Annotated in this window: 12 protein-coding genes; 11 read left to right on the forward strand and 1 reads right to left on the reverse strand. The window is 29.3% G+C overall.

Annotated features, from left to right (window positions below):
• Positions 1-3: 3 nt before the first annotated feature.
• The 11 genes from priA (at position 4) to rpmB (ending at position 11,556) form a co-directional block, all read left to right on the forward strand.
• Complete coding sequence (gene priA, locus FGQ49_RS05475) at positions 4-2,433, forward strand: replication restart helicase PriA (RefSeq protein WP_138268866.1); 2,430 nt, start codon at positions 4-6, stop codon at positions 2,431-2,433.
• A gap of 9 nt (positions 2,434-2,442) precedes the next feature.
• Positions 2,443-2,952, forward strand: coding sequence for a peptide deformylase (def, locus tag FGQ49_RS05480; protein WP_138268867.1), 510 nt, complete (start codon positions 2,443-2,445; stop codon positions 2,950-2,952).
• Complete coding sequence (fmt, locus tag FGQ49_RS05485) at positions 2,952-3,890, forward strand: methionyl-tRNA formyltransferase (protein ID WP_138268868.1); 939 nt, start codon at positions 2,952-2,954, stop codon at positions 3,888-3,890. Before def ends, fmt begins: the two co-directional genes overlap by 1 nt.
• Before the next feature lie 20 nt (positions 3,891-3,910).
• The gene (locus FGQ49_RS05490; RefSeq protein ID WP_138268869.1) at positions 3,911-4,603 is read left to right on the forward strand and encodes a zinc metallopeptidase; all 693 of its coding nucleotides are present in this window, start codon (positions 3,911-3,913) and stop codon (positions 4,601-4,603) included.
• A gap of 24 nt (positions 4,604-4,627) precedes the next feature.
• Positions 4,628-5,980, forward strand: coding sequence for a 16S rRNA (cytosine(967)-C(5))-methyltransferase RsmB (gene rsmB, locus FGQ49_RS05495; RefSeq protein ID WP_138268870.1), 1,353 nt, complete (start codon positions 4,628-4,630; stop codon positions 5,978-5,980).
• A gap of 10 nt (positions 5,981-5,990) precedes the next feature.
• Positions 5,991-7,019, forward strand: coding sequence for a 23S rRNA (adenine(2503)-C(2))-methyltransferase RlmN (gene rlmN / locus FGQ49_RS05500; RefSeq protein WP_171020602.1), 1,029 nt, complete (start codon positions 5,991-5,993; stop codon positions 7,017-7,019).
• 2 nt (positions 7,020-7,021) lie between these two features.
• Entirely contained in the window at positions 7,022-7,753 is a 732-nt protein-coding gene (locus tag FGQ49_RS05505) for a Stp1/IreP family PP2C-type Ser/Thr phosphatase (protein WP_138268872.1), read from the forward strand.
• Complete coding sequence (gene pknB, locus FGQ49_RS05510) at positions 7,753-9,720, forward strand: Stk1 family PASTA domain-containing Ser/Thr kinase (RefSeq protein WP_138268873.1); 1,968 nt, start codon at positions 7,753-7,755, stop codon at positions 9,718-9,720. The genes FGQ49_RS05505 and pknB overlap by 1 nt, the downstream gene beginning before the upstream one ends.
• A 1-nt stretch (position 9,721) precedes the next feature.
• A complete protein-coding gene (rsgA, locus tag FGQ49_RS05515) occupies positions 9,722-10,600 on the forward strand; it encodes a ribosome small subunit-dependent GTPase A (RefSeq protein WP_138268874.1) in 879 nt (292 codons plus the stop codon).
• Positions 10,600-11,232, forward strand: a complete 633-nt coding sequence (locus FGQ49_RS05520; protein WP_138268875.1) for a thiamine diphosphokinase — start codon at positions 10,600-10,602, stop codon at positions 11,230-11,232. Before rsgA ends, FGQ49_RS05520 begins: the two co-directional genes overlap by 1 nt.
• Positions 11,233-11,367: 135 nt before the next feature.
• Entirely contained in the window at positions 11,368-11,556 is a 189-nt protein-coding gene (gene rpmB / locus FGQ49_RS05525; protein ID WP_138268876.1) for a 50S ribosomal protein L28, read from the forward strand.
• Positions 11,557-11,607: 51 nt separating this feature from the next.
• Here rpmB and FGQ49_RS10345 read toward each other — a convergent pair whose 3' ends face one another.
• On the reverse strand, positions 11,608-11,778 hold the full coding sequence (locus FGQ49_RS10345) for a hypothetical protein (protein WP_171020603.1): 171 nt from the start codon (positions 11,776-11,778) through the stop codon (positions 11,608-11,610).
• Positions 11,779-11,802: the final 24 nt, after the last annotated feature.

Below are 11,802 nucleotides of genomic sequence, written 5' to 3' on the forward strand. Positions count from 1 at the left end.
CTTATGATAGCAAATGTTTTGATTGATACCTTAGGTGTGGTAGGAGATAAAATATACGATTATAAAATACCAGATAATTTAATAAAAGATATTGAAATAGGCAAGAGGGTTCTTGTCTATTTTGGTAGAGGTAAGAATTTAATTCCTGCTTTGGTTATAGGTATAAATGAAAATAGTGAATATGAAGAAAACAAAATAAAAGACATAGTAGAAGTTTTGGATGAAGAAGTAATTGTTCATCAGTATTTAATTGATTTGATTAAATATATGAGGGACAATTATTTTTGTACCTATATTGATGCATTAAGATGTGTTCTTCCGTCTTTGGAACAAGTTAAAAGAAAAGAAACTTATTCCTTAATTGAAAATGATAAACAAATAGATGAAAAATATGGGTTAATTATAGAGCTAATAAAAAAGAGAAACTCCCTTGCAAGTTTCGATTATTTAAAGTCAAAACTTAATTTATCCAAAAGTGAATTAAAAGAAGAAATATCATATTTGGTTAAAAAGGATATTATTTCAAAACAAGTATCATATTATATTCAAGAAGAAAAGAGACAAGAAGTTGTTTCTTTAAGCGGAAAATATGAAAATATTGAAGATTATTTGAAAAAAATAAGAGCAAACGCCATAAAGCAAATTAGTGTAATAAAAGCTCTTGAAAAAGGAGAGCTTTATTATGAGAAGTTAACTAAGCTTACAGGTGCAAACAGAAGCATTATAACAAAATTATCTGAAATGGAATTAGTTAGGACTTATTTTATAGATAAAGATGATGAATTTGATTTAAGTCTAAAAGAAGAACATAAAGATGTTATTTTAAATGAAGAACAACAAGGAGTATTAGATTCATATTTTAATGAAAAAAATACAAATAAATTTCTTCTTCATGGAGTTACTGGAAGCGGTAAGACTGAAGTATATATAAAAATGTTTAAAGATCAGATAAATAAAGGGAAACAGTGTTTATTTCTTGTTCCTGAAATTGCTCTTACTCCTCAAATGATGAGAAATATATATTATAGATTTAATGGTGAAGTTGCAATTATGCATTCAAAACTTTCCATGTCAAAAAGAATTAAAGAGTGGGACAGGGTACGAAGCGGGAAAGCAAAAATTGTTTTAGGGGCAAGAAGTGCGTTGTTTATGCCTTTTAAAGATCTTGGACTTATGGTTATCGATGAAGAACATGAAAATACTTATAAGTCATCTCACACTCCAAGATACGATACAATAGATCTTGCAAATTTTATTTCTGATAAAACAGGTGCAAAACTTGTTCTTGGAAGTGCTACTCCAAGCATAGAAAGTTACTATAAGGCTTTTAGAGGAGAATATAGACTTCTTGAGATGAAGAAAAGAGCTAACGGAAAAGATTTTCCTAAAGTTCATATTGTAGATATGACTGATGAAATGAGAAACGGAAATAGATCTCCAATCAGCCGTTTGTTGAAAAAAGAAATAGAATTAAGATTGAAAAAAGGAGAACAAAGTATTCTTTTTATGAATAGACGTGGATTTTCTACATATGTATTTTGTAGAAAATGCGGATACATAGAACAGTGTCCAAACTGTGATGTGTCACTTACCTATCATGCAAATACAAATTCTTTAAAATGTCATTATTGTGGATATGAAAAAAGTTCTCCAAATATTTGCCCTGAATGTGGAAGTGATAAAATAAAAAGAGCGGGGACAGGAACGCAGAAAATAGAGTCTCATGTAAGAACTATGTTCCCGGATGTAAAAATTTTAAGAATGGATTTTGATACAACCAGAAAAGCAGGAAGCATGGAAAAAATACTTTCTGATTTTAGAAATAATAAGGCAGATATATTGATAGGAACGCAAATGGTTGTTAAAGGTCATGATTTTGCAAATGTGACTTTGGTTGGTATACTTCTTGCAGATACTGCACTTAATTTCCCTGATATAAATTCACCTCAAAGGACATTTCAGCTTTGCACTCAAGCCTCAGGAAGAGCAGGAAGAGCAAGTAAAGAGGGAAGCGTAGTAATGCAGACTTATTCTCCTAAGAATAAAACATTGGTATATTCTTCAATGCACGATTATAAAAAATTCTATGCATATGATATTGATTATAGAAAAAAGATGAATTACCCTCCTTTTTCTGAAATTCTGGGAATATTTATTGCAAATGAGTCGGAAGCAAAAAGTAATGAAGATATAAATTTCGTATATAATAAAATAAAAGAACTTTTAAAAGAAAAACAAAGAGAAGACGTAAAGCTTTATCAGCCTATGGAAGCTTTTATACATAAATTAAAAAATAAATATATTATGCATATACTTTTAAGGTATAATGTAGATGATGAAATAAAAAAAGATATTAGAAAAATTTTTAGTGAAGTAAATAAGGAAATATCTTCAACAATATTTGCTGAGATAAATCCTGTTGCTTTGTTATAGGAGGAATATATGGCACTTAGAACAATAAGAACAAAAGAAGATGAAATTTTAAGAAAGAAAAGTAAAGAAGTAAAAAAAATTACTCCAAGAACTCTTGAACTTATAGATGATATGCTTGAAACAATGTATGATGCAGAAGGTGTTGGTCTTGCTGCCGTTCAAGTGGGAGTTCTTAGAAGAGTTGTAGTTATAGATATTGGAGAAGGTCCTGTTGTACTTATAAATCCTGAAATTATAGATAAAAGCGAAAAAGAATACCTTGAAATTGAAGGATGTCTAAGTGTTCCGGGAGAACAAGGTTTTGTATTTAGACCAGAAGAAGTTACCGTTAAAGCTTTAGATAGAGATGGAAAAGAACAAATTATTGAAAGCAAAGAAAGATTTTTCTCTAAAGCAATTTGTCATGAACTTGAGCATTTAGATGGAATATTATATACAGATCATCTTGTTGAACCAAGTGAAGAACAAATGAAAGAAATTATAAGACAAAGAAAAATTGAGCAAGAGGACGAAGAATAATGAGAGTAGTATATATGGGAACTCCAGAGGTTGCTGTTAAACCTTTGGAAAAACTTATTGAAAGTAATCATGAAGTTTTACTTACAGTTACACAGCCTGATAAGAAAAATTCAAGAAGAGGAAACAAGGTTATATTTTCTCCTGTTAAACAATGTGCTATTGATAACAATATAGAAGTATTTCAACCTCAAAGAGTAAGTGATGAAGAAAATTATGAATATATAAAATCATTTAATCCTGATGTTATTGTTGTTTGTGCTTATGGACAAATTGTAAAGAAAAATATACTTACACTAGCAAAATATGGAGCAATAAATATTCATGCATCATTGCTTCCTCATTTGAGAGGAGCTGCTCCTCTCCATAGAGCAATTATGCAAGGGGATAAAGTAACAGGTGTTACAATTATGCAAATGGATGAAGGTCTTGATACAGGAGATATGCTTTTAAAAGGTGAAATAGAAATTGATAATAAAATGAATGTAGGAATTTTACATGATAAAGTTGCTTTGCTCGGAAGTGAACTTATAGTTGAAGCTTTAGATAAAATAGAAAAAGGCGAAATTAATCCTGAAAAACAAGATGACAGTAAATCTAGTTATGCAAATAAAATTTTAAAAGAAGATTGTCACATAAATTTTGATAATAATGTAGAAGATATATATAATATGATAAGAGGATTGAATCCTTTCCCTCTTTCATATGTAAACTTAGATGAGAAAAACATTAAAATATATGAAAGTATCATTAAAAAAGAGGAAATAAACGAAAAATGTGGTACAATTCTTTCATATAGTAAAAAAGATAAAGCGATTTTGGTTGCTGCCAAAGATGGTATTGTCGGTATAAAAGAGCTTAAAATGCAAGGTAAAAAGAAAATGGACGCGGCAAGCTTTTATAACGGCAACAGGGATATCATAGGCAAAATTTTTGAATAAAATAAAAAGGAGATAAATATATGTTTTTTAGTTATTATTATGGAGGATATTTTATAATTTTAATTCCTGCTATTATTCTTTCACTTTATGCAAGTATAAAAGTAAATTCAACTTTTAGCAAGTATTCAAAAGTTCGTAATAGCAGTGGGCTTACAGGATATGACTGTGCAAGAAGAATCCTTGATATGAATGGTTTAAGTTATATTCCAATTGAAAGAGTTTCAGGAAATTTAACTGACCATTATGATCCTGGTAAGAAGGTTTTAAGACTGTCTGAAAGTGTTTATGATGTGGCTACAATATCGGCAATAAGTGTTGCTGCTCACGAATGTGGTCATGCAATTCAACATCAACAAGAGTATGCGCCTTTAAGCATGAGAAATGCTATATTCCCTGTTGTTAATATAGCTTCATATGCTTCATGGGTATTTATTTTACTTGGAATAGTGCTTAGTTCATTCTCATTCCTTGTTCCATTGGGTATAGTTTTATTTGCAGCAACTGTTGTATTCCAACTAATTACATTACCGGTTGAATTTGATGCAAGTAACAGAGCTGTAAAAATATTATCTCAAACCGGAATGGTATTTGGTGGAGAAGCTAAGGCTGCAAAAAAAGTTTTAAGTGCTGCTGCTCTTACTTATGTTGCTGCTGCTTTATCTGCAGTTTTACAACTTCTTAGATTAGTTTTAATTTTTGGTGACAACAGATAAAAATAAAATAAAGGAAATAAATTTATGGCGAAGAACATTAAAATCTCACCTTCAAGAGTGAGTGCGTATAAAGTATTAAATGAAGTATTTTTAACCGGTGCATTTAGCAATATTTCTCTAACAAAACATTTAAGAGCAATAAATATTGAAGCTGACAGAAGACTTTGCACAAATATAGTTCATGGTGTAATAAAAAAATTTAATAAACTTGAATATATTTTGTCAAAGTTTTCAAAAATGCCCGTAAATGAACTTGATGAAAGAGTTAAGATAAGTATTTATATAGGTTTATATCAAATAGTATACCTTGATAAAATTCCAGAATATGCCCTTGTAAATGATAGTGTTAATTTAGTTAAAATGTTCGTAGGTAAAAAAGCTTCCGGCTTTGTAAACGGGATTTTAAGAAATGCTTTAAGAAAAAAATATGAATTAAAAGAAATAACTTTTAGTGATTATTATGATATAATGAATTATGAATATGGATTTAAAAGAGCTTTGGTTGAGAAGCTCTTATTGTCATATAGTAAAGAAGAACTTCTTTCGTATGCAAAATTTTCTATGTTACCTCCAAGTCTATCTCTTAGAGTAAATAATTTAAAAACAACAAGAGATGAACTTATTGAAAGATTTAATATAAAAGGTTTTGAAACAAGAAAAACTTTTGTTCCTGAAGGGGTTGAAATTACATCTTCTCTTAATGTTACGTTAACAGAAGAGTATAGAAAAGGACTTTTTTCTATTCAAGATAGTGCAGGAATGCTTGTTTCATATGCATTAGATGCAAAAGAAGGTATGAGTGTTCTTGATATGTGTTCTGCTCCTGGCGGTAAAAGTATGCATACAGCAGAAAAAATGAACAATAAAGGAAGTATTATATCTTGTGACATATATAAAAAGAAACTTGAAATAATGGATTTTAGAGCAAAACAGCTTGGTATAGATATAATAAAAGTAAGAAAACAAGACGGAACAAATTTCTGTGAAGAGTATGTTGATAGCTTTGATAGAATAATTTGTGACGTGCCTTGTTCTGGGCTTGGAGTAATTAGAAGAAAGCCGGAAATTCTAAAATATTATTCAAATGAAAAAATAGATGAATTAAAAAATATACAATATTCAATTTTATCAAATGCGGTAAAATATTTAAAAAAAGACGGAATTTTGGTTTATTCGACTTGTACTATAAATAAAGAAGAAAATGAAGATATATTAAACAAAGTTTTATCTGAAAATGAAAACTTGGTTTTAGATTCCATAAATCTGCCTTTTGAATTTGAATATGATAAAGAAATGGCAAAAAAAGGAATATTAAACGTACAAGGAGATAAAAATAATACAGATAGTTTCTTTATTTCAAAAATAAAAAGAATTTAATGGGGATATGATGAAGAATTTATTTGGACTAACGTTAGAAGATTTGGAAAAAATAGTCATAGATGAATTTAAGGAACCTAAATTTAGAGCAAAGCAAATTTTTAAATGGCTTTATTCTTCTTATGTGAAAAATATCGATGAAATGACAAATTTATCCTTAAGTTTAAGAGATAAGTTAAAAAGTAAATATTATATTTCTCATTTACAACTTGAAAAGAAATTTGTTGAAAAGGGAAGTAATACAACAAAATTTTTATTAAAAACCGAAGATGATATTTTAATTGAAAGTGTACTTTTAACTTATGAGGCAGGCTCGACTCTTTGTGTTTCTACTCAGGCAGGTTGCAGGATGGGATGTGTTTTTTGTGAGTCAGGTAAATGCGGATTACTTAGGAATCTTACAAAAGGTGAGATTTTAAATGAAATTTATCTTGTAAACGAGATTGAAGATATAAAGGTATCAAATATTGTTTTGATGGGAAGCGGAGAACCTCTCGATAATTATGATGAGGTTATTGGTTTTTTAAAACTTGTAATGGATAAAGATACACTAAATATGTCAAAAAGAAGTATTACTTTATCTACTTGTGGTTTAAAAGATAAGATTTATCTTTTGGCAGATAGCGGATTAGATATTAATCTTGCTTTATCTCTTCATGCTCCTTTTCATGAAATGAGAGAAAGTATGATGCCTGTGGAAAAAGCAAATAATATCGATGATGTTTTACAGGCAACTTTTTATTATAGATTTAAAACCGGAAGAAGAATAACATATGAATATTGCTTAATAGAGGGAAAAAATGATACAATAGAGTGTATCAATAGACTTTATGAATTATTTAAAGATACTGATGGACTTATAAATGTAATAGGGGTAAATGATAATTCCAAAGAAACGGTAAATGACAAATATATTCATATATTTGTAAATAAACTTAGAAAAAAGGGAATAAACGTTACGCTTAGAAGAAGACTAGGAAGCAGTATAAATGCTGCTTGTGGACAGCTTAGAAGCAGATATTTAAATAAAGAGGTATAAAGATGAAATTAGTTGGAACCAGTGATGTTGGTATGCTTAGAGAAATTAATCAAGACAGTTTTTTAATGCTTGAAAATAAAGAAAAAGAAATTATTGCATTTGGCGTTGCTGATGGTCTTGGAGGACATAATGCCGGAGAACTTGCAAGTGCTCTTTGTATGGATATTTTAAGAGAGTATTTTAATATTTCTAATAAATTTTATGAAGAAATGAAAAAGGAAGTAAAAGGCATTATTGAATATGCAAATAAAAGAATCTTGGATTTTGCTAATGAAAACAAAGAAGCAGCAGGTATGGGGACTACTCTTACTTTGTGTATATATCATGAGGGAGAATGTTTTATAGTTCATATTGGCGATTCAAGATGCTATAAAATAAATAAAGATGAAATAAAACAAATTACGGTTGATCATTCTTTGGTTTCACATATGGTTGCAAGCGGAGAAATTACAAAAGAAGAAGCAGAGCATCATCCAAACAGGAACATAATTACAAATGCTCTTGGTACACAAGAAGAGTTCTTTATTGATACTTATGTTGAAAAGTTAAAAAAAGGTGATATTATTCTTATTTGTTCCGATGGTCTAAGCGAACATGTTGAAAATGAAGAAATAAAAGAAATAGTAAATAGTAATGATTTGGATACAGCAAAACATTTACTTGTGGATAAAGCAAATGAAAACGGCGGAAGTGACAATATAACTGTAGTATTGTTTGACGGAGGATTAGAATAATGATGATAGGAAGAGTTTTAAACGACAGATATGAAATAGTTCAATTTGTCGGACAAGGGGGAATGGCTAAGGTTTACTTAGGTTTTGATAAAGTTTTAAACAGAGATGTAGCCATAAAGGTTCTTCAAGAGGAGTTTACGGATAATGAACAATTCCTTAATAAATTTAAAAGAGAAGCCCAAGCTGCAGGAAAATTATCTCATCCTCATATCGTAAATATTTACGATACGGGTATTGATAACAATATTTATTATATTGTTATGGAATATGTTGATGGCGGAACTTTAAAAGATTATATTAACGCAAAAGGAAAACTTAGCTATAGAGAAAGTATCAATTATGCATTGGCTATTGCATCTGCACTTAGTCAGGCACATAAAAATAACATTATTCACAGAGATGTAAAACCTCAAAATATATTACTAACCAGAGCAAAAAGACTTCCAAAAGTTGCTGATTTTGGTATAGCACGTGCCATAACATCATCAACAATGACAATGGTAGATGAAACAATGGGAAGTGTTCATTATCTTTCTCCTGAACAGGCAAGGGGAGGATATCTTGATGCAAGATCAGATTTGTATTCTCTTGGAATTTTATTATATGAAATGGTAACAGGTAAATTGCCTTTCGATTCTGATTCTCCTGTTGCTGTTGCTTTAATGCAAATACAAGAAGATATAGTACCTCTTAGAGATATAGATCCCGAAGCTCCAAAAGGTCTTGAAGTTATTATTCAAAATCTTACTGCCAAATCTCCAAATGACAGATATCAAGATGCTGCAAGTTTAATAGAAGATTTGAAAAAAGTAAGAAGTGATTTTAATGCTCATATAAACAGAATAGGAATGGATGATACATCACCTACAGAGAGAATTCCTATTATCAGAGATGAAGAAATAGAGCAAGTTCCTAAAAGGGTTCCTCTTGAAAATACTGATGACTATGATAAATTAAGAGAAGATGAAGTAGAAAAAGATAAAAAAGATAAGAAAAAGAAAAAGGATAAAGAAGGAAAAGCAAATTGGTTTAAAAAACTTCCTTTAAAAATGAAAATTCTTACAGGAGTTTTAGCTGTTATGCTTATTGCTGGTATAGTATTTGCAGGAACAAGAATTTTTGCAAAGGAAATTACAGTTCCGAGTGTTGTAAATATGACACAGGCTGAAGCTATTGCAACTCTTGAAAAGGCAGGGTTAAAAGTAGATACTCCAAAGATGCAAAGTTCTACGGAAGTTGAAGCAGGTATGGTTATTTCTCAGTCTCCTACCGCAAATACTGTAATAAAATCTTATCAAAAAGTTACTATTGTAGTTTCAAGTGGACCAAAAGATGTTGAAATTCCTAATGTTGTAGGTATGCAGCAAGAAGAAGCCGAAGCTGCCATTACGGCCCTTGAACTTGAAGTCAAAGTTGTAAGTAAATATAATGATGATGTTGAAAAAGGTGAAGTTTATAAACAAGAACCAGCTGCAAAAGAAAGCATAAAGCAAGGCGAAACCGTTACTATTTATGTTAGTAAAGGTGTAAGTAAAGTTACAATGGAAGATTTAAGTGGTTTATCTTTAAGTGAAGCTAAAAGTAAAATCACATCTCTTGGTTTAGTTGTTGGGGATATAGAATATGATACAAGTGAAAAATATGGAAAAGATGTAGTAATCAGTTCTTCACCAAGTCAATATGAAGAAGTAACAAAAGGTTCAAGTGTTGATCTTGTTGTAAGTAAAGGTTTAATTCAAACTAAAACAATGGCAATAGATATCGGTGAATTCTGTAATAGTACAGGTAAAAAAGTTAAGGTTGATATTGTTTATGTAGATCCAGATGGAAATACATCAACAGCTTACAGCGGAACAGTAAAAGATACTGATATTATAAGGGTAACTTTTAAAGGATATGGAGTTGGATATTTTAAAGTATATATTAACGGAAGCGAAAAAGGTAATGGAGGAATAGTTACTTTCTAATATGCTAAAAGGAAAAATTTTAAAAGGAGTAGGCAGTTTTTATACTGTCTACTCTTATAACGATAATAAGGAATATACACTTAAAGCCAGAGGGGTATTTAGAAAACAAAAAATAACTCCGGTTGTTGGAGATGAAGTTTTATTTTCTGCCATGAATACCGAGGACGGAAGCATTGAAAAAATAGAAAAAAGAAGAAACGAACTTATTAGACCAAGTATTTCAAATGTAGATAATATTGTTATTGTGTGTGCATTAAAGCAGCCTGACATAAGTTTTTTTTTATTGGATAAAATGCTTATTAATGCTTATAACGAAAATGTTGAAATATATATTTGTTTTAATAAATGTGATCTTTGTACAAAAGAAGAAATAGAAGAAATAAAAAATATATATAAAAATTCAGGTTTTAATTTAATATTTACAAGTAATATTACAAAGGAAGGCATAGAGGAAATTAAACCGATACTTAAAAATAAAACTACTGTTTTTATGGGAGTATCGGGAGCAGGTAAATCTTCTATGATTAATTCCTTATATGATAATTATAAACTTGAAACATCACATGTCAGCAGGAAAATAAAAAGAGGGAGACATACAACAAGACATAGTGAACTTTTCATGGAAAATGAAAATACATTTGTTGCGGATACTCCCGGATTTTCATCTCTTGAAGTTTTTGATGTAAAAAAGGAAGATTTATATCATTATTATAATGAGTTTATTGAATATATAGATTGTAAATTTCCTAATTGTGTTCATATAAACGAACCTGTGTGTGGCGTTAAGGATGCAGTTAAAGATGGAAAAATCAATATTACAAGATATAATACATATAAACAAATTTTTGAAGAAATTAAATCAAAGGAAAATAAATATTAATGAAATTTTTAATGGTCAGCGGCGGAGAAGTCAGCGATTATAATTTTTTGAAAAATGAAATAGATAAGTTTGCACCTGATTATATAGTTGCAATAGATAAAGGTGCAAATCATCTTAGTAAAATAGGAATAAAAGCAGATGTCTTAATAGGGGATCTCGACAGCATAGATATTAATTTAAAAGAAAAATATAAAGATAAAATTTTAAAACTACCTGTTGAAAAAGATGATACCGATACGGCTGTTGCTCTTGATTATGCTATGGATAATGGAGCAAAAGAAATTAAAATATATGCATCGGTTGGTTCTAGATTTGATCATACATATGCTAATGTCTTATTATTAAAAAGAGCCCTTGATAAAAATATAAAATGTACTTTAATAAACGAACAAAATAAGATTAGTTTACATAATAAAAGTTTTAGTATAAAAGAAATGGTTGGAAGTACAGCATCATTTTTTGCATTTGACAAACCTGTTACTTTAACTTTAAATGGATTTTATTATCCTTTAGATAAATATCTTATGAAAAAATATGATCCTTTAGGAGTAAGCAATAAAGTAACAAGTAATAATGCAGAAGTTATATTTGAAGAAGGAGAGCTTCTTAGTATTATTGCAAGGGATAAATAAGGGAAAAAATAAAAAAATATATAAAAATGTTTAAAAAATATACAAATAGGTTTGCATTTAGTTAAAATCTTTGTTATAATACTATGTACTGTGAATAAGTAAGAAATTATGTTTTAGATATAGGAGGAATATATTATGCCTAAAGAATGTTATGTATGCGGTAAAAAGATTACAAGCGGTAACCAAGTAAGTCACTCAAACATTCATACAAAAAGAACTTGGAAACCTAACTTAAAAAAAGTAAGAATCGTAGAAGATAATACAACAAAAAATGTACAAGTTTGTACAAGATGTTTACGTTCAGGTAAAGTAGAAAGAGCGTAAGTTTAATTTAATATACGATAAATAAAGATAGTTTTTAACTATCTTTTTTTATTACCTTCCTATATTATGAAAATTATCTTTGAACATATGGAAAAAACAATAAATTACACCTGCAATTATTAATGCATACCAAATCCATTTAGGGAAAACTAAAATAAGTAAAATAAATATGATACAGGCAAGAAGACAATCGATAATTAATCTGTCGTTGTGGCAATTCATTTTTACTCCTCCTTTGTTTATACT

The organism is Anaerofustis stercorihominis, from assembly GCF_005844425.1.
GTDB classification, from domain to species: Bacteria; Bacillota; Clostridia; order Eubacteriales; family Anaerofustaceae; genus Anaerofustis; species Anaerofustis butyriciformans.

Coding starts and splice junctions, on each gene's coding strand:
- FGQ49_RS05520 (WP_138268875.1), top strand. CDS start 10,600: ATGAAATTTTTAATGGTCAGCGGCGGAGAAGTCAGCGATTATAATTTT.
- def (WP_138268867.1), top strand. CDS start 2,443: ATGGCACTTAGAACAATAAGAACAAAAGAAGATGAAATTTTAAGAAAG.
- fmt (WP_138268868.1), top strand. CDS start 2,952: ATGAGAGTAGTATATATGGGAACTCCAGAGGTTGCTGTTAAACCTTTG.
- rsgA (WP_138268874.1), top strand. CDS start 9,722: ATGCTAAAAGGAAAAATTTTAAAAGGAGTAGGCAGTTTTTATACTGTC.
- FGQ49_RS10345 (WP_171020603.1), bottom strand. CDS start 11,778: ATGAATTGCCACAACGACAGATTAATTATCGATTGTCTTCTTGCCTGT.
- priA (WP_138268866.1), top strand. CDS start 4: ATGATAGCAAATGTTTTGATTGATACCTTAGGTGTGGTAGGAGATAAA.
- rsmB (WP_138268870.1), top strand. CDS start 4,628: ATGGCGAAGAACATTAAAATCTCACCTTCAAGAGTGAGTGCGTATAAA.
- FGQ49_RS05505 (WP_138268872.1), top strand. CDS start 7,022: ATGAAATTAGTTGGAACCAGTGATGTTGGTATGCTTAGAGAAATTAAT.
- pknB (WP_138268873.1), top strand. CDS start 7,753: ATGATGATAGGAAGAGTTTTAAACGACAGATATGAAATAGTTCAATTT.
- FGQ49_RS05490 (WP_138268869.1), top strand. CDS start 3,911: ATGTTTTTTAGTTATTATTATGGAGGATATTTTATAATTTTAATTCCT.
- rlmN (WP_171020602.1), top strand. CDS start 5,991: ATGAAGAATTTATTTGGACTAACGTTAGAAGATTTGGAAAAAATAGTC.
- rpmB (WP_138268876.1), top strand. CDS start 11,368: ATGCCTAAAGAATGTTATGTATGCGGTAAAAAGATTACAAGCGGTAAC.